Source organism: Mycoplasmopsis agassizii (assembly GCF_002272945.1).
Lineage (GTDB): Bacteria > Bacillota_I > Bacilli_A > Mycoplasmatales > Metamycoplasmataceae > Mycoplasmopsis_B > Mycoplasmopsis_B agassizii.
The window spans coordinates 552,142-571,355 of sequence record NZ_NQMN01000002.1; the positions used below are offsets into that span (position 1 = coordinate 552,142).

Here is a 19,214-nt window from a genome sequence, read left to right on the forward strand (position 1 = left end):
TTTTAAGAAGCATTCTCTATCCAAAAGGGGTAAAGGAAGGTTTTCCTACTCTCAAAATCAGTAATTGGAAGGTCAAATTCACAACTTGATTTTTCAATTATTTTTTATTATTTAATTTTTGCTATATCTTTTTATGTGCTCTATAATTTAAAAACAAATCACTGATATCAAATTAAGAAAACAAGGAGTTAGTTTTGAAGAAATTTTTCAAGAAAATTTTTCACTGAAGTAATCCCAGAAGATTTTTTACATTAATCTTTTCATTATTAGCTTCAATCTTAATAGTAACCCTTGGATCAGTTTTATATTTAAAAGATAATACAAGAACTTCAATTGATTATAGTAGTGGTGCACAAGTAACTGCTCAGGCTTATAATAGTGATGGACAAAAAGCAGATAATGAATTAAGTGTTTCGATCGCTCAGAATTTAAACGACCGTTTAACTTCTGGTACAGGTCTAGCAGGTGTCAATATTTCTTTACTAGGTAATGGAGTAATTGAGGCAACTGATTCACGAGTTACCAATAATGGTCAGCTTACTTTATTTGCAAATACAATTGTGAATAAACCAACTTTTATCGTTACCGATACAAATGGTGTGCCCCTTTTTATCGATGGACAAGCAAATACTAATTTAACAAAGTTAGATTACCAAAATCCTAGTGAAATTGAATGAAATCGCTATCAAGTACCAATCAAAGCTTCATCTGCAACAACTCAGCTTGCAAATGATGGTACAACCAACATCATTGCAGAATTTGAATCACCAACTGCTGCTACTCAGTGAACACAAATTACGTTAACCAAAATGCAAGATACAACTAATAAAAATGTTGTCTTTTGATTTAATTTAGAAGAATTTGTCAGACAAGCAAATTTAAGTCAAAATCAAGCTTCGTTTGCAAGCGTTAACTATAACCCTTACAACTTCGCTTTTGTTAATAATAGTCCAACTTCAACTATTAATAACGCAACCGTTAATAATAGTTTAAAACAAGTTGAAATTGATGCTAGTTCTTATTTAATTGCGACTAAAGAAATTGCTAATTTTGAAAATTCAAATAACTTATTAATTAACGCATCAATGACTGCAACAGTTGCTAAGCAATGAGCTTTTGACATTAACGCTTCCACAGTTAATTATTCTTTAGAAAAAATTTCACAGCAATTTATTAATGCTTTAAATGGTGCAGATGCTTTTAATAATGTTAAATATGCTTTAATTATTGCCTTTAGTTTAGTTGCTGTTTTCATGGTTTTAAACTATGGAATTTTAGGTGTAATTGCCATGCTTGCAACTGCTTTATTCTTATTTGTAACGATGGCTGTTTTTACAGCGTTAAACGGAGAATGAAGTGAAGCTTCAATTATTGGACTATTAGTTGGAAGTGCAATGGCTTTATCAACAAGTATTATGCTGTTTGAAAAAATCAAACAGCAAGTCGGCACGGGGGATACGCTCAAGAAGGCTTACAAAACTAGTGCTTCGAATATCTTTCTAAGTCTACTTGACTATAATTTAATTGCCATAATTATTGCTGCAGTGTTATTTTACTTTGGTTTCAAAGTCATTAGAACTTACAGTTTAACGATGATTTTATCAATCATCTTTACACTACTGATTGCAGTTTTAGTCACAAGAATGGCAACGAGATTAGTTGTTGATAGTGAGTATTTTGAAAACAAATTACACTTATTAGGAATTAGGAAAAAAACTGACAAAACAACTAATTCAAGATTCTTGAAAAAAATAGTTTCCTTTAACTATTTAAAAAATGCTAAATGATTTAACTTAGCAATCGTTATTTTATTAATAGCAGGAGCAATTATTTTTGCAGCGATTGCAGGTGTTAACCAAGATGCTGCAACACCGTTTAATCGCTCATTAGATTTTAGTGGTGGTACAAATATTGTCATCCAGCGTGATAGTGCGATGAATTTAGTTTTTGATCAAGCTTCTGCTAATCAACTAGTAAGTGAAATCAGAGCCTTAAATATTTTCGATCCAAATGAAATCCAAAGTTTTGCAACTAATACAAACGGCTTAACTTATGCAGTTGTCATTAGAACTAAAGACTTAATTTCTGCAGAGAATTTAACTACTCTAGAAAATCTAGTTAATACTAATGCAGTTTCTAATTTAATTTTAAATTCTTCACAGGTGACTTTATTAGAGGCGCAAACTAATTTAACTAACATTGCAATTACTTTAGGAATTGCTTTTGCAGTTGTTTTTGGTTACTCATTTATTCGTTTAAGATGAACCTTTGCACTTGCTTTAATTTTGACAAACGTGATTGATATTGCACTCTTAATTGCTTTCTTTTTAATCACAAGATTAGAAATTAATAACTACTTTATGGCAACTGTAGTAACTATCTTTGTCTATTCAGTAACAGATAAAATAACTTTAGCTAACCGTGTTAAAACAGTTATTTACAATGAATTTTATAATGTCAAAATGGACAGTTTAACAATTAGAAATATTAGTAATACATCAATTAAAGAAAACTTTAAAAAATCATTAATTGTTACTTTCTTATTAGTTATTATCATGGTAGTCTTTAGTGCGTTTGGAAATGTAATTGACTACAATGCAGGAATTGGAATTATTATTTCTTTAGGAATTTCTCTTTATACTTCTAACTTTACTTACATGTATATTTGATCTCATTTTGAGAACTGAAGACAAAAAGGAATTAGAAGAAGAGAACTTAATAATTTCTGAAGTTCAGGAAAAGTTGAAGAACAAGTTTTCTCTGGATTTAACGATTTTAATGCTTAAAATTAAGCATTAAAAATTGCACTAAAAATAAGCACGATTTAATTTTCGTGCTTATTTTATTTTCGTTAATTTAAATAATTAATTATTTAAATGTAAGAAGATCATGACCTTTGAATTTGAATAAGTTTTGATATCTCTTTTAGAATTCATGACAACATATTTATCAGGAATTTTTAATAATTCATTTTCAATTGTTTCAATTATGACCATTCCATTTTTACTTAGAAAATCAAATTCAATAATTGTTTCTAAAACTTGATTCAATAATTCAACATCTTTAAAAGGTGGATCTAAGTAAATGAAATCAACTTTAATTCCTTTTTTCATTTTCAAAAAACTAAGGGCATCAGTATGATAAAGATCAATATTATTAATTCCTAATTTATTGACATTATCTTGCAAAATGGAAAAAGCAATTTTATTTTTTTCAACAGCAATTGCCTTCATTGCATTACGGCTAACTGCTTCAATAGGATTTGCTCCTGAACCTGAAAAAAGATCTAAAAATATTTTTCCAGGTAACTTCGCTTGGATTTTTGAAAATGTCGCTTCACGCATTCGATCACCTGTTGGTCTCGTAATTTCATAAGGAGGTGCTTCGATTTTTCGAGAGCGATATTTTCCTGCAATAATTCTTAACATGTTTTATATTTTACTTTTTTTTGGACTTTTTAATTAGCTTTATCTAATTAAAAAATATTCAAGATATTTCAAAATAAAATTGCTTAAGATATAAAAACTTATTTATAATAATTTTTATGAAACTAGTAAATATTATTGAACTACCAGATAAGCGTTTAAGGCAAATTTCAAAAGAAGTTACTTGACCACTTAATGAAGCTAATAAAAAACTTGCAGAAAGAATGATCAGACACATTGATAACAGCCAAACTGAAGGGACAAAATATCGCCCAGGAGTAGGTGTTGCAGCTGTACAATATGGAATTTTAAAAAGAATGTTTTACGTTAATGTTCCAAATGATTCTGATCCTAAAAACCCCTATTTTAGGGACGTTTTAATCAATCCCGTGGTTTTAGAAAAATCAGCTGATTTGCAAGCTTTACATACAGGAGAAGGATGTTTAAGTGTTAACGAAAAACATCCAAATCAAGAAGGGTTAATTAGAAGAAGTAGAAAAATAAAAGTGCAAGCATATTCATATTTTATGAATGGACTTTATGACTTTGAAGTTGAAGGTTATGTTGCAATTGTTTTTCAACATGAATTAGATCATCTTGAAGGAAAATTATTTATCGATCATATCGATAAAAAAAGATTATGAAATGAAGAGGGTGTTGAACTTTTATAAATTAATTTTTGATTTATGAAATCAAAAATAAAATCTTTTTAAAAATAAAAAGACACATTCATTTTATTTAAAAACAAAAATAAAATATATTATTAATTTCAAAACAAGCAAGGAGTTTTATGAAAGAAAAATATAAAGAAATAGTTACGCTTGAAGAATTAAAACAATTCAAAGCAAGTGTAAATTCTGCTGAAGGAGAATTAGGAAAATTAAAATTAAGTTTAAGAAATGCACCTAATAATGAAAAAGCAGCACAAGGTAAATTGCTTCAAGAAGCTAATAAAAAATATGAAGCAATTTATTTAGAAATTGAAGAACAAATCAGAGTGCATAATATTACTCTTAGAAATCAAAAATATCAAAGTGATATTTTTGCTGATAATGAACTTTACCATGGTAATCATCCAATCAGTTTGATTGCTAAAAGAATGCGACAATGATTTGTTCAAAACGGATATTACACAGATGATAAGAGTGCAAAAGAAATTATTAGTGATGAACTTAATTTTGAAGCTTTAAATATTCCCCAAATGCATCCTGCAAGAGAGATGCAAGATTCTTTATATTTTGATGAAAAAACTTTATTAAGAACTCATAATACAGGATGAAGTGCAAACGAATTAAGAAAAAATAAAAACAAAGCATTTTCCCATTTTACAATTGGTGCAGTTTATCGAAATGATAGTGATGATCAAACTCATTCACATCAATTTAGTCAGTGTGATTTTATATCAGTTGGACATGTCACTTTTAATGAATTAATTTATACCTTAAAAGGGTTTTTATCTTATGTAATTGAAGAAGAAGTGGAGATCAGATTAAGACCTTCATTTTTCCCTTTTACAGAACCTTCTTGTGAAGTAGATATGTTTTATGAAGGTCGTTGAATCGAAGTTTTAGGTTCAGGAATTATTCATCCTAACGTGATGAAATATGCAGGTTATACAAATGGTATGAACGCCTTTGCAGCTGGTATAGGGCTTGAACGTTTAGCTATGATTAAGTATAAAATTGAAGACATCAGAGACTTATATAATAATGATTTAAGGTTTTTAAAAAACTTCTAGGAGCAATATGTTATTTTCATATTTAAAATTAAAAGAAATTGCAGGTTTAGATCAATCTGTAACAATCGAAGATGTTAGTAAAGCAATTAATAGCATAGGTTTTGAAGTTGAGTCAATTAGCAATTTTCAAAATGTTGAAGGGATTAAATTTGGACATGTTTTAAAAACTTACAAAAACCCTGAAGGTGACAACTTAACTGTTTGTGAAGTGCAATTCAATGACAAAGTAAGAATTATTCAAACAGCAGCAAAAAATGTCGTAGATGGTGCTTACTTAATGGCCTTTGTACCTGGTTCAAAATTAAAAGGTACAACACTTGAAGCAAAAAAAATGAAGGGTATAGTTTCAGAAGGAATGATGGTTTCTTTTGCAGAATTAATCCCTAATGATACACTTGCTAGAGAAGAACATAAAAACGGAATCTTATTAATTGATAAGATTGATTTAAATTTAGATCCTGTTAAGTATTACAAATTAGATGATCAAATTATTGACATTAAAATCCTTACAAATCGTAGCGATGCTAATTCATATTTAGTAATGGCTCAAGAACTGAGAGCATATTTTCAAGTTAATCAAAAACTTGAAAATGATTCTAAAAAATATGACTTAAATAAGACATTAAAAGTTACTAAAAATGATGTTGAAAATTTTGTTTTATTAAAAACAAAAGATGAATTTGAAATCACAATTGAAGAACAAATATTACTTGCTAAAAATAATATTAAATCAATTAATGATATTGTTGATTTAACAAACTTATCTTTAATTATGACAGGAATGCCAACCCATGTTTACTATGAAAAAGATCTTCAAAATGTAAGTATTTCTAATAGTAATGACAAAGTTGAAATTTTAGGAAATAAAGAAGTTAAATTAGAAAATACTTTAGCAATTAAAAATAATGAAGATGTTATTTCTTTAGCAGGTGTTATGGGAATTGAAAAGTTTTCTGTCAAAGAAAGTAAAGGACATAATTACATTTTTGAATTTGGAATTTTTGACAACAAGGCGATTAGAAAAAGTATGAATACAATTAAATTGGAATCAAATGCTGGTCGCCAATCTGCCAAAGAAATTTCTAAAGGAACAATGAATTTAGCAATTAATTTTGTTGCTAATAAATTTAATAATGATGTGCTTGTTTCTGAAAATTTAGAGCTAAAAAGTAAGTCATTAAAATTTAAAATTGAAGATGTTTATTATTATCTTTCAGATAATCAAAAATATGATTTTAAAGAAGCAATTAAGTCATTAGAAATTTTAGGTTTTGAATTTAAAAATGATGAAGTTATAATACCTACTTATCGCCATGATATTGAGAACATTCAAGACATGGTTGAAGAGATCTTAAGATTTTATGGATATGAAAAAATTGTCGCAAATGCCCCAAAAGTCGCACCTTTCAGCATTCAAGAAGATATTGATAATTTCCTAGATGTTGTTCCTTCACTTGGTTATCAAGAAGTAAAAACATACTCATTAATTTCAAAAGAAAAAAATATTTTTAATCCTTTTAAATTTGAAAAAGAAATGGTTTTACAAACCTTTGTTTCTAAAGAAAGAGAAGTGGTTAGAAACTCATTAATTAATTCTTTTTTAGGAGTCATAGATTACAACGTAAAAAGAAAAATGGATAACATTTCAATTTATGAAATAGGAATTGTAAATAACTCAAATAGAGTGATGGCTTTAGCTTCAAATCAATATAGTTTTTTAAAATTAAAAAATGACTTAATCAGAATTTTTAGAAATTATGATTTAATTTTTGAACATCAAAAAAATGTTCTAGATTTTGCTCATAAAATTAAAAACTTGATTATTAAATCAAATAACAAAGTTGTTGGTTATATTGCTAGATTAGATGCTTCAGTTAGTGAATATGATGTTGTCATTGCTGAAATTTTAATTGATGAAATTACCTCTAAAAAATATTCAAAAAATAGTTTTGATCTAAGTAAACAATTAAAAGTTTATGATGTCAATTTTGAATTAGAATTAAATCAAAATTCAAAAGTTATTGAAACTAAAATTACAAGTTTAGAAAAAATCTTTGACTATAAAATAATTAGTGAATTTGAAAAAGAAGGTAAAAAAATAATTACTGTTAGAATATATAGTGAAGAAGATTATTCAAGCCTTCTTTTAAAAACAAATTAGGAGTATTTTGTGGCAAAAAAGAAAATCATCATCGGTAATATTTCTCAAGGTTTAGAACTAAAAAAAGAAATCATTGATGAGTTAGAAAAACGTGATTATGAAGTTGTTGATCTAGGTTCATATCCAAATGAAGATCGTGTCAATTCATACACTACATTAGCAACTAAAATGAAAGATGCTATGAAGGATGAAGACATCATTTTTGGTGTCGGTGTATGTGGTTCAGGTCGAGGTGTTTTAGAATATTTAACTGAACAAAAAGTTGAAAATGTTTTAAACATTAAAACTGATGAAGCAGAAATCAAAACATCTATTCAAACTAAAAAACCAAAAATCATTACTTTGGGTGGAAAAACCCATAATTTACAGAATTTTATTGATGCTCTAGATGAATTAGAGAAGCAATAAAGGCAGAAAATCTAGCAGTTTTTGGCTGTTAGATTTTTTTTAAATTTAATCTTATATTTTTAAAAATAGTACTAAAATAAAAAAGCATGGTAAAACGATTAGAAACGCTCTCGATAGATTTTATTCTACTAGTTTGTTTCTTTTTAGGGGCAATTGTAACCTTAAGTTTAATGGCTGATAGCTCAATAAAATACTATGCGTTTTTAGGTTGAATCATCGGCATGATCACGATTTGATTAATCTATAAAATAAATATTGAATTATTTAAATTATTAAAGTTCAAAATTAAACGATATCTTTGAATCGTTATATATTTGTTTAAAACAATAGTTATTGGTATTTTATTGGTAATGATAATTTTAATAGATGTTTACTTTCATGTTTATATTGAAAGTCCTTTAATTACAATTTCACAACCAATTAATTTATTTGCTTTTATCGTAGCAATCTCAACTTTACCATTAGCGATTTTTGTAAAACATTACTTTGATAAAATTAAAGGAAAGCGAAAACAGGATGAATTTGCTAAATAACGTTGCTTTGCAATCTAGTGCTGAAGCAACCCCAGAAGCCGAAGGCAGTTTAGTAACTAGTCAGATTTGAGTGGTACAACCACAAATAGTTTCCCTAGTTCTTACCTTAATAATTATATTAGTGCTTGCTTTATGAATCTTTATCAGACTTAAAAAAGCAAACCCTAAAAAAGCGCCTAAAGGTGTAATCTTTGCAGCTGAGCAATATGTTGGTTTTTTTGAAACTACTTTTAAATCAGCAACTGACGGAAAAATTAATTTTACCGCGCCTTACTTATTTACACTCTTTACATTCTTGTTGATAGGTAACTTATTACCACTTGTTGGTTTTCCAGCACTTGCAACAAGTTATTCAATTCCCTTACTTTTTGCTTTCATAACCTGATCAATGATTTATGTTATAGCGATTATGTTTGAACGCTGAAAAATGCTAAAAAGATATTTGAATCCAATCGAAATAGTCGGTCAATTTATTCCTTTGATTTCTCTTTCAGTCAGAATGTTTGGAAATATTACAACTGGATCAGTTGTTACTTTCTTACTATATTCACTGAGTGCTTGATTTTTAAATACAAACGGACAAAGTACTGTTCCTAACTATGTTTTAGGACCTTTATTGACACCACTATTCCATCTTTACTTAGATGCTTTTAGTGCGCTAATCCAAAGTTATGTATTTATGCTGTTATCAATGATATATTGAGTCAACGAAGCCAGTGATGAATCTTATAAACATAAACTGGCAAGAGATGCAAAGAAGAAAAAACACAAAAGTCAGCAAGTACTTCATCTTGCACATTAGTCACTTAAATTTATAAAATTTACTAAAGGAGTATTTTATGGACGTAATATCAAATATGGCACCAGTGAGCAGAGTTGTTGATAAAATTTTAGAAACATCTGCAACAGCTAATTCACAGGGTGCAGGAATTGCAGCAGGATTAGTTGCTGTTGGTGCAGGTCTTGCCATGATAGGTGTACTTGGTACAGGAGTTGGGCAAGGGGTTTCAGCTGGATATGCTTCACAAGCAGTTGGTCGTAATCCTGAAGCAGCTTCACAAATTAGATCAATGTTAATTATTGGAATGGCGATTGCTGAATCATCTGCTTTATATGCGTTTATCATCTCTATTCTATTAGTGTTTGTTTACTAATTTTGAAATCGCAAACAAACAATATAAAATAAGGAGTCAATTATGGATTTATTGCAAACCATATCGACAAGAAGTGATACTGGTCAAGAAATTAGGGATACTTTTGAGCGCCTTTTTCCATCAGTTCCACTATTAATTGCAACGCTGATTGCTTTTGTACTTGCCTTTCTTTTAATTACTTATTTAATCTATAAACCAGTTAAAAAGTTTGTTGCTGAAAGACAAAAATATATTCAAGAAAATATTGACTCTGTAGAAGTTAATAAAAGAGAAAGTGAACATTTATTAACAAGTGCTCACGATAGTTTATCTGAAGCCAGAGTACAAGCACAAAATATTATTTCAAAAGCAAAAATCGAAGCTGAAAAAATTTCCTATGTAGAAATTGATCGTGCTAAACAAGAAGCAAAACAAATTATTGAAGATGCTCATCTTGATGAAAAAAGACAAAAAGAAAAATTCGAAGAAAATGCTCAAAAGCAAATTCTTGATATTTCTCTAGCGCTATCAAAAAAAGTTATTGCCAAAGAAATTTCTAAAGATGTTGAAGCACAACTGATTAATGAAATTGATAAATCATTAGCTGAATTAAAGGAAAATAATTAAAAATGCTAGCCCAAGATATTAATGAATATGCCAAAGCATTAGCATACGCTTTATATGAATTAGCAAAAGAATTTAATGAAGAAGAAAAAAACTTACAAGAGTTAGTTTTTTTAAAGAAATATTTAAAAACTAATACTGAAATTCGTGATTTTCTAGCTAATAACGATAATTCACTTGAGAATAAAAAAGCAATTTTTGCAGAAATTGCTAAATTTAAAGCATTCAGTTCTTATTTTACGAACTGATTATTCATCATTATTGATAAAGGTCAAAGCAAACGCTTGAGTTTTTTCTTAAAACTAGCCTTATCAGTTTTTTATGAAAAAAGCAATTATGAAGAAGTGCAAATCTATACAGCAAATGCTTTAGATGAAAAAACTTTATTAAAATTAGAAAAGCAAATTGCTACTTCATTAAACAGTAAAATCATTTTAACTAACAAAGTTAAAAAAGAATTAATTGCAGGTTATGAACTAATTATTAGAGGTAAAAAAATTGCTAATAACTTAAACAGTTCATTAGATCAATTCGCACAAAGCATTTTAAAGGAGCAAAATAATGTCAAATAAAGTTGAACAACTAACAGCCTTACTGAAAGAAAGAATTAAAACTTATTCACAAAAAAGAGATTTTGCTGAAGTTGGAAAAGTACTTTCTACAGGGGATGGAATCGCTATCGTTGCAGGCTTAGATGATGCCCAACTTTATGAATTATTAAAGTTTCCTAATGATGTTTATGGACTAGCTTTTAACCTTGAAGAAGATTACATCGGAGTTGCCTTATTAGGTGAAAGTGATCTGATTAAAGAAGGTATGGAAGTTAAACGTACAGGTGATGTTGTTTCAGTACCTGTTGGTGAAGAAGTTACTGGCCGTGTTGTTGATGCATTAATTCGCCCGATCGATGGAAAGGGTCCAATTAATAGTAAAAAAATGCGCCAAGTTTTTGTTACAGCTCCTGGAGTTATGACAAGGCAAGCGGTTGATCAGCCTGTGGAAACAGGAATTTTATCAATCGATTCAATGATCCCAATTGGTAAAGGTCAACGTGAATTAATCATTGGTGATAGACAAACTGGTAAAACAGCGATCGCAATTGATACCATCTTAAACCAAAAAGGTAAAAACGTAAAATGTATCTATGTTGCCGTTGGTCAGAAAAACTCATCAGTTGCGCAAATTGTTAAAAAGTTAGAAGATAATAACGCCATGGAATATACAACAGTAGTTGTAGCAGGAGCTAGTGAATTACCAATCATGCTTCATATTGCAGTTAATGCTGCAACTAGTGTTGCTGAAGAATTTATGTCACAAGGTCAAGATGTGATCATTGTTTATGATGATTTAACTAAACACGCCGTGGCTTATCGAACTAACTCATTATTGTTAAGAAACCCTCCTGGCCGTGAGGCTTACCCTGGAGATATTTTCTATACTCACTCTTCATTATTAGAAAGATCAGCTCGCTTAAATTCTAAATATGGTGGTGGTTCAATTACTGCCTTACCAATTATTGAAACTCAGCAAGGTGACATTTCAGCCTATATTCCAACTAATGTAATTTCAATTACTGATGGTCAGATTTTTACTCGTGAAGCCTTATTCAATGCAGGTCAAAGACCTGCTGTCGATGTTGGTTATTCAGTGTCAAGGGTTGGTAGTGCAGCACAATACAAAATGATGAAGCAAGTTGCTGGAACTTTAAAATTAGATTTAGCTCAATATAACGAAATGCAAACTTTTGCTCAGTTTGGTTCAGACTTAGATGAATCAACCAAGTCAATTTTAGACCATGGTTCAAAAGTTTATGAAATCTTAAAACAAGAGCAATATAACCCAATTGAACAAACTGAACAAGTAATTATTTTCTTAGCTTTAAAAGAAAAAGTTACCAACATTTTACCAGTCAGTGAAATCACAACTTACAAAGCAAATATTTTAAAATATTTTGCTAAAGAAGGTTTTAATTTAAGAAGTGAACTTGAAAAATCAAAAGCATTAAGTGAAGATTTAAGAGTTAAAATTCTTGAAGCATTAATCAAAATCGCTCAAGATCAAACTAAAACAATTCCAGGTTATAATTCTAAAGATTATAGAACTATTCCTTATTTAAATAAAAAGGCTGAAGCAACTAAAAGTGCTTAATAAAAATGGCAAATTTACAAAAAATTTCTCAGCGTATTCACTTAGTAGGTAACATTAAAAAAATTACTAATGCGATGGAATTAATTTCTGCAGCAAAACTTCGTAAAACGCAAAAACACCATTTAAAAATTAAAACTTATGCAGATTCTGTTGAAGAAATGTTCAATGAAGTGCAAATTCGTTTAAAAGATACTTTGGCAAAAGATTTTTACCCAGCAAATCCTAAAAACTCAACACTTTTTATAGTAATTACTTCAAATTTAGGACTAGCAGGTTCATATAATGCTGATGTTTTTAAAAAACTTAATTCACAAATTAGTGAATTTGATAAGTTAATTATTTTTGGTAATAAAGGTATTAACTACTTTTCAGGTAAAAAATATGAAGTTGTTAAAGAGTATCATTCAGTCAATGATTTAATCAATTATGAACCAATTCAAGATGCAATTTCAAAAGCCATTGCTTTATTTTTAAAAGGTGAAATTAAGCAAATAAATTTAGTTTACACTAAATTTATCAACGCTGTTACTAATGAAGTAACTTTAAAAACACTCTTTCCTATTGATTTTACAAATCTAGGTGAATCTAAAAAAACAGAACTAGCGTTTGAACCTAGTCCTTTAAGTGTTTTTAAAATTGCTTTACCAATTTATTTAGGTTCAATTGTTTTTGAAAAAATTGCTGAATCAAAAGTTGCCGAGATGGCAACACGCAGAATTGCGATGGAAAATTCTACAAATAATGCACAAGAGTTAATCACTAACTTAAAAATGGATTACAACAAAACTAGACAAAGTAAAATTACTCAAGAAATTGCTGAAATTGTCGCTGGTAATTTAACTTAGTTAAAAAGGAAGAATTATGGAAAAAAATTATGGAACTTTAGCTAGAACCTTTGGTGGTGTTGTTGATGTGCGTTTTAGCCCTGATAGAATGCCTGCTTTAAACAATAAATTAATTGTTGAAATTAATGATACAACGGAGCTAGCCTTAGAAGTTGCTCTACATGTTGGTGATGACATGGTAAGAACAATTATCATCGGTGATGGTAACACTCCTGGATTAAAAAGAGGTCTAAGGGTGCTTGACACAGGTAAAGGAATTACTGTACCTGTTGGTGAAGAAATTAAAGGTAGAATGTTTAACGTTTTAGGAGATCCTATTGATGAAAAAGGACCTATTAACGCAAAAACCTTCCGTGAAATTCACCAATTAGCACCTAGTTATGAAGATCAAAAAACTACTTCAGAAATTCTTGTTACAGGAATTAAAGTTGTTGACTTATTAGCGCCTTTCTTAAAGGGTGGAAAAATTGGTCTTTTTGGTGGTGCTGGAGTTGGTAAAACCGTTTTAGTTCAGGAATTAATCAATAATATTGCTGTTGCTTATAGTGGTTTATCAGTTTTTGCAGGTGTTGGTGAAAGAACTCGTGAAGGAAATGACCTTTATCATGAAATGATCGATGCAGGTGTTCTAGATAAAACTGTTTTAGTTTTTGGACAAATGAATGAATCTCCTGGTGCGAGAATGCGTGTTGGATTAACTGGTTTAACAATGGCTGAACATTTTCGTGATGTTAATAACCAAGATGTTTTATTATTTATTGATAACATTTTCCGTTTCACTCAAGCAGGTTCAGAAGTATCTGCGACACTAGGAAGAATCCCTTCAGCCGTAGGTTATCAACCTACTTTAGCAACTGAAATGGGTCAATTACAAGAGCGTATTACTTCAACAAAAAGTGGTTCAATTACTTCAGTGCAAGCAATTTATGTGCCTGCCGATGATTTAACTGACCCTGCACCTGCAACTACTTTCAACCATCTAGATGCAAAAATCGTGCTTGATCGTAATATTGCAGCTCTAGGAATTTATCCTGCAGTTGATCCACTTGCATCTTCATCAAGATTACTTGATCCAAAAGTTGTTGGGCTAGAACACTACGAAACAGCACTAAATGTGCAAAAAATTCTGCAAAGATTTAAAGAATTGCAAGATATTATTGCAATTCTAGGAATTGGTGAACTTTCTGATGAAGATAAAAAGATCGTGCAACGGGCTCGTAAAATCAGAAACTTCTTATCACAACCATTTTTTGTTGCTGAAAAGTTCTCAGGTAAAAAAGGTGTGCTTGTTAAGTTAAGCGACACAATTCGTTCATTTTCAGAAATTCTTAGTGGTAAACACGATGACCTACCTGAAGATGCTTTCCTATATGTAGGAACCATTGAAGAAGCAGTTGCTAAAGCAAACGAAGGTAATTAATGGCTAAAACTACAAGGCTAACTATTACAACTCCTGAGGGTGTTTTCTATGATGATCAAGTTGATATTGTCACAATTAGAACTTCTCTAGGTGACTTAGGACTGCTTGCAAATATGGAAGAAACAATTGCTGATTTAGTAATTAGTGAGTTACATATTAACCACATAAACACTCCTAAACATCGCTCAGTAGCGATTGATTCAGGGATTGTTTATGTCAAAAAAGATCAAATAACAATTGTTACTTCGGCTGCTGAGTTTTCTGAAAATATCAATATTGAAAGAGCCAGATTAGCACAAGATGAAGCTCAAAAAGCATTGAATGATTTGCGCCGCCAGGGTACAATTGATAGTGAGCAAGAAGCTAGATTAAAGCGTTCAATTAACCGTTTAAAGATTGCTTCAAACAAGCACTAATCACTTATATAAATAATTTTAGTGGACTACAAAGTCCATTTTTTTATTGCCTTTTTCTATCCATTTCTATGATAGAAAAGGACTGAAAACAAAATAGATTAAATATTTAAAATAACTCACTTTACAACTAGCGACCTTCAAAAGGTAAAAATAATTTTACAAAATCTGCTAAATTTAGCCAAAATACTGAAACAAATTTCAAAATTAAGTGTTAATATTTCTGGATTTAATCACAAAGAGCTAAACTTATTTTCCTATTAAAAAAGTATTAATTTAAAATTTAAAGTTCCAAATGTGAAAATTTTCATAAAAAATTAAATATTTTTGCAGACTAATCAGTTCCGTAGCATAATTAATGTGCTATTTTAAGCGAAAGGAAACAATGGATATTCAAGACATTGCGATTATCGGTGGTGGAATTATAGGTGGAGCAATCGCCTACCAATTAAGCCGATATGATGTAAAAATTATTACATTTGAAAAAAACCCTGTTCTAGCTGGTGAAACATCAACTGGTAATTCAGGGGCATTACATGGAGGATTTGATCCTGAGCCTCATAAAATTGAGGCGAAGTTAAACGTTCTAGGTGTTCAGATTTGAAAAGAACAAATCTTTAAGCACCTAAAGTTTAACAGAGCAAAAATTCCGACAATAGTTTTAGCTTTTAACGATGAAGAAGTAAAACATTTACATATGTTATACGAAAGAGGTATGACTAATAAAGTACCTAAGGAATTTCTTTCAATCATTGATAAAGACGAAATTATTAAACTTGAACCAAACGTTAATAAAGACGTTGTCAAGGCATTAGTTTATTGAGATTCTTACGCAATCGATCCTGTGCAAGCAACTCATGCTTTCTTTGCAGCAGCAACAAATAATGGTTTAACTATCAAGAAAAATAGTCTAGTCACTGGAATTAAAGATCATGGTGATTATTTTGAAATTACTGTTAATGGTAGTGAAAAATATTATGCAAAAACTATTATCAATGCAGCTGGACACTACGCTGATGTTATAGCTGAAAAGGCAGGCTATCCTGACTTTAAGCAAACAACAAGGCGTGGTGAATACCGTATTCTAGCTCGTTCTGAAGCAGGTGTGGTAAGAAATATCTTATTTATGGTGCCAACAATTCATGGCAAAGGTGTCTTAGTAGCGCCCACTTTAGATGGTCATGTATTAGTTGGACCTACTGCTGAAGAAGGTGTTGCTAAAGAGGATACAAGATTAATTACACGTGAAAAATATGACTATATTGGAGCGATAGGAAACAAAATTATTCCTAGTTTAAGACTTGATAAAACATCAATTTCTTTATCAGGTTCACGCCCAATAGATATTGCAACTAACGATTTTGTAATTAATCATGCTAAAGCCAATAAACGCTTTATCAATGCTGCAGGAATGCAATCTCCTGCTCTAGCTTCTGCACCTGCAATTGCTCTAGAGATTGAAAAACTAGTGAAAAATGCAGGTCTAGAACTAAAACAAAAGTCTGGATTCAAACCAGATTATGAAATATTTTTTTAAAGGAAACAAATGGACAACAAATATATTATTGCACTAGATTCAGGAACTACTAGTGTAAGAAGTTTAATAGTTGATAAAAAAGGGACTGTAATTGGTGTAAGTCAAAAAGAATTTTCACAAATTTACCCAAGAAGTGGTTGAGTAGAACACGACCCACTTGAAATTTGGTCAACTCAATTATCAACAATGCAGGCTGTTAAAAATGATGTAGGAATTAAATCTCATCAAATTGCGGCAGCAGGAATTACTAATCAGCGTGAAACAATTGTGCTCTGAGATAGTGAAACAGGATTACCTGTTTATAACGCAATTGTTTGGCAAGATACAAGAACTAGTGAATATTGTGAAGAACTTATTTCACAAGGACATCAACAGATGTTTATTGATAAAACTGGTTTAATTATTAACCCTTATTTTAGTGGAACTAAATTAAGATGAATCTTAAAAAATGTTGAGCGTGCTCAAGAAAAACTAGCTAAAGGTAAGTTACTTGCAGGCACAATTGACACATGATTAATCTGAAAATTGACAGATGGTAAAGTGCATGCAACTGATGTTTCAAATGCTTCAAGAACTTTATTATTCAATATCAATACTTTAGATTGAGATGATGAAATTCTAAAATTACTAGAAATTCCACGGGAAATTCTCCCTAAAGTGCAAGCTTCAAGTTCACATTTTGGAGACATTAAAAAAGAATTTTGATCAAATAATGCTAAAGGAATTGTACCAATTACTTCAGCAATTGGAGATCAACAATCAGCACTTTTTGGTCAGCTATCTTGAGAAAAAGGGATGGTAAAAAACACCTATGGAACAGGTGCTTTTATGTTAGTAAATACAGGTCAAGAACTTGTTAGATCTAAAAATCGCTTATTAACAACTGTTGCTTGACAAGTAGGTAATGAAAAACCTTATTATGCTTTAGAAGGATCTGTCTTTATTGCAGGAGCTGCTTTAAAATGACTACGTGATAGTCTAAAACTGATCTATGATTCAGATGAAAGTGACTACTATGCTAAGAAAGTAAAAGATGATGGGCAAAAAATTTATTTTGTACCAGCTTTTACAGGATTAGGAGCACCTTATTGAGATTCTTCAGCTAAAGGAGCTATCTTTGGGCTTGAAAGACAAACTAACCGTGAACACTTAGTCAAAGCGACTTTAGAAGCAATCGCTTTTCAGTCAAATGACTTATTAAAAGCGATGGAAAGTGACTTAAAAGAAAAAATTAAGATCATGAAAGTCGATGGTGGTGTTTCAAATAGTAAATACTTATTGCAATTTCAAGCAGACATTTCTCGCTTAAAAATTTCAAAACCAAAAAATATTGAAACTACAGCGATGGGTGCAGCTTATTTAGCTGGTTTACACGTTAAGTACTGAAGTTCTTTAGAAGAAATCAAAGCAATCACAAAAATTGACATTGAATTAGAGTCAAAAATTTCTGAAGATGAAAAAGATGACTTAATTTATGAGTGAAATGAAGCAGTCAAAAGAACTTTAAATTGATCAAATGATATTATTAGAAAGGCAAAAAAATAACTATGGGACCGTTTACAGGACAAGATTTAGGAGTCTTTTTTGGAGCAGAATTTCTGGGGACATTCATTCTGCTTTTACTAGGTAATGCTGTTGTAGCAGGTGGGGTTTTAAAAGGAACTAAAAACCCTAATGCTAAGTGATTACTATTCAGTTTTGCTTGAATGCTAGCCGTTTTCACAGGAGCGGCTGCTTCAGGAACAATTATTGCAACTTATATACCTCAAACCTTAGGGCGTTGAAGTTTACCTTCAGGTTTATTAAACCCTGTCTTTACAATTAACAACTTCATTGTTAATTTACATACAGGTAGTTCAGGTCTACCTGTAGCCTTCTTCTTTGTAGGTTTAATTGCTCAATTATTAGGAGCAGCAGTAGGACAATTATTTGTTGTTATGCTATTTTGACCTCAATACAAATTGACAGAAGATCAAGGTTCAATTGCAGCAACTTTCCACACAGGACCTTCTGTAAGAAATTACAAATTTAACTTCTTAACAGAGGTTGTAGCAACCTTTATGTTAGTGTTATTAATTGCTTTTGTAGCAGGTAATGCACAGATTCAAACAGCAACAGGTTCAACCATGGTAGTTGGATGAATCATTCTAGCAATTGCTCTATCATTAGGAACAACTACAGCATATTCACTTAACCCAGCACGTGATTTTATGCCTAGAGTTATTCTACAACTTGTTAAAGTTCCAAATAAAGGTAAAGTTGATTGATCATATGCATGAATTGGATCACTAGGACCTATTACAGGTGGAATTATTGGAGTATTAGTTACACCAGGGCTATTTTATTAATTAAAAAATTAATAAAATAAGCAAAATTAAAATCAGTAGTTTGTAAGAAGAACTACTGATTTTTTAATGCCTAAAACTGCGGTGTTTTGCGACTTAAAAATGCTATAAAAAAATTTTGTCAATTCAAAATTTTTATGTATAATTAAAAAGCAAGTAAAAATGCGAGTGTAGTTTAATGGCAGAACTTCAGCCTTCCAAGCTGATTGTGAGGGTTCGATTCCCTTCACTCGCTCCATATCATTTTATTGACCATAAAAGTAGCAAATTGCTACTTTTTTTATTTTTACTGAAATTATTTTTTAATCTTAAAAATGATTACTACTAAATTTTTAATTGAAAAAATGAATTTTTTTTGACCTTATACTACTCTGAAAAATAAAACTGTAATAAATTTTCAGATATTTGATAGTGTGAATTACGGTGTTTAGCTTTGTCTAATAGATAATCCTAAACAAAACTTTAGGTACCCTTATTATACCCT

Annotated in this window: 18 protein-coding genes and 1 tRNA gene; 18 read left to right on the forward strand and 1 reads right to left on the reverse strand. The window is 30.3% G+C overall.

Going from position 1 to position 19,214, the window contains the following annotated elements; translation table 4 throughout:
* Window positions 1-194: 194 nt before the first annotated feature.
* Complete coding sequence (gene secDF / locus CJF60_RS04910) at window positions 195-2,786, forward strand: protein translocase subunit SecDF (protein ID WP_084232237.1); 2,592 nt, start codon at window positions 195-197, stop codon at window positions 2,784-2,786.
* A gap of 78 nt (window positions 2,787-2,864) precedes the next feature.
* Here the strand turns inward: secDF and rsmD are convergent, their stop codons facing one another.
* Window positions 2,865-3,428, reverse strand: coding sequence for a 16S rRNA (guanine(966)-N(2))-methyltransferase RsmD (gene rsmD / locus CJF60_RS04915; protein ID WP_084232236.1), 564 nt, complete (start codon window positions 3,426-3,428; stop codon window positions 2,865-2,867).
* 116 nt (window positions 3,429-3,544) lie between these two features.
* On the opposite strand from rsmD, the gene def reads away from it, so the two are divergent.
* The 17 genes from def to CJF60_RS05000 all read left to right on the forward strand — a co-directional run bounded on the left by def (window position 3,545) and on the right by CJF60_RS05000 (window position 18,968).
* Window positions 3,545-4,096, forward strand: a complete 552-nt coding sequence (def, locus tag CJF60_RS04920; RefSeq protein WP_084232235.1) for a peptide deformylase — start codon at window positions 3,545-3,547, stop codon at window positions 4,094-4,096.
* A gap of 119 nt (window positions 4,097-4,215) precedes the next feature.
* On the forward strand, window positions 4,216-5,163 hold the full coding sequence (gene pheS / locus CJF60_RS04925) for a phenylalanine--tRNA ligase subunit alpha (protein ID WP_084232234.1): 948 nt from the start codon (window positions 4,216-4,218) through the stop codon (window positions 5,161-5,163).
* A gap of 7 nt (window positions 5,164-5,170) precedes the next feature.
* Complete coding sequence (locus tag CJF60_RS04930; protein ID WP_084232233.1) at window positions 5,171-7,324, forward strand: phenylalanine--tRNA ligase subunit beta; 2,154 nt, start codon at window positions 5,171-5,173, stop codon at window positions 7,322-7,324.
* A 9-nt stretch (window positions 7,325-7,333) separates the two neighbouring features.
* Complete coding sequence (locus CJF60_RS04935) at window positions 7,334-7,732, forward strand: RpiB/LacA/LacB family sugar-phosphate isomerase (RefSeq protein WP_084232232.1); 399 nt, start codon at window positions 7,334-7,336, stop codon at window positions 7,730-7,732.
* Window positions 7,733-7,818: 86 nt separating this feature from the next.
* A complete protein-coding gene (locus CJF60_RS04940; protein ID WP_143823395.1) occupies window positions 7,819-8,265 on the forward strand; it encodes a hypothetical protein in 447 nt (148 codons plus the stop codon).
* Complete coding sequence (locus tag CJF60_RS04945; protein WP_084232230.1) at window positions 8,249-9,067, forward strand: F0F1 ATP synthase subunit A; 819 nt, start codon at window positions 8,249-8,251, stop codon at window positions 9,065-9,067. The genes CJF60_RS04940 and CJF60_RS04945 overlap by 17 nt, the downstream gene beginning before the upstream one ends.
* Window positions 9,068-9,194: 127 nt before the next feature.
* Window positions 9,195-9,419, forward strand: a complete 225-nt coding sequence (atpE, locus tag CJF60_RS04950) for an ATP synthase F0 subunit C (RefSeq protein ID WP_180738018.1) — start codon at window positions 9,195-9,197, stop codon at window positions 9,417-9,419.
* A 42-nt stretch (window positions 9,420-9,461) separates the two neighbouring features.
* The gene (atpF, locus tag CJF60_RS04955; RefSeq protein ID WP_084232228.1) at window positions 9,462-10,025 is read left to right on the forward strand and encodes a F0F1 ATP synthase subunit B; all 564 of its coding nucleotides are present in this window, start codon (window positions 9,462-9,464) and stop codon (window positions 10,023-10,025) included.
* 2 nt (window positions 10,026-10,027) lie between these two features.
* Entirely contained in the window at window positions 10,028-10,594 is a 567-nt protein-coding gene (atpH, locus tag CJF60_RS04960; RefSeq protein ID WP_084232227.1) for an ATP synthase F1 subunit delta, read from the forward strand.
* A complete protein-coding gene (gene atpA / locus CJF60_RS04965) occupies window positions 10,584-12,170 on the forward strand; it encodes a F0F1 ATP synthase subunit alpha (RefSeq protein WP_084232226.1) in 1,587 nt (528 codons plus the stop codon). The genes atpH and atpA overlap by 11 nt, the downstream gene beginning before the upstream one ends.
* A 5-nt stretch (window positions 12,171-12,175) precedes the next feature.
* A complete protein-coding gene (atpG, locus tag CJF60_RS04970) occupies window positions 12,176-13,015 on the forward strand; it encodes an ATP synthase F1 subunit gamma (RefSeq protein ID WP_084232225.1) in 840 nt (279 codons plus the stop codon).
* A gap of 16 nt (window positions 13,016-13,031) precedes the next feature.
* On the forward strand, window positions 13,032-14,435 hold the full coding sequence (gene atpD / locus CJF60_RS04975; RefSeq protein WP_084232224.1) for a F0F1 ATP synthase subunit beta: 1,404 nt from the start codon (window positions 13,032-13,034) through the stop codon (window positions 14,433-14,435).
* Window positions 14,435-14,851, forward strand: coding sequence for an ATP synthase F1 subunit epsilon (gene atpC / locus CJF60_RS04980; RefSeq protein ID WP_084232223.1), 417 nt, complete (start codon window positions 14,435-14,437; stop codon window positions 14,849-14,851). Before atpD ends, atpC begins: the two co-directional genes overlap by 1 nt.
* A gap of 382 nt (window positions 14,852-15,233) precedes the next feature.
* Window positions 15,234-16,385 (forward strand): type 2 glycerol-3-phosphate oxidase, encoded by a 1,152-nt coding sequence (glpO, locus tag CJF60_RS04985; protein ID WP_234805277.1) that lies wholly within the window; start codon window positions 15,234-15,236, stop codon window positions 16,383-16,385.
* Between the two features lie 9 nt (window positions 16,386-16,394).
* Entirely contained in the window at window positions 16,395-17,930 is a 1,536-nt protein-coding gene (gene glpK, locus CJF60_RS04990; protein WP_084232221.1) for a glycerol kinase GlpK, read from the forward strand.
* A gap of 2 nt (window positions 17,931-17,932) precedes the next feature.
* Window positions 17,933-18,733, forward strand: a complete 801-nt coding sequence (locus CJF60_RS04995) for an MIP/aquaporin family protein (protein ID WP_084232220.1) — start codon at window positions 17,933-17,935, stop codon at window positions 18,731-18,733.
* Window positions 18,734-18,894: 161 nt separating this feature from the next.
* Window positions 18,895-18,968: transfer RNA gene (locus tag CJF60_RS05000), tRNA-Gly, on the forward strand.
* Window positions 18,969-19,214 lie beyond the last annotated feature (246 nt).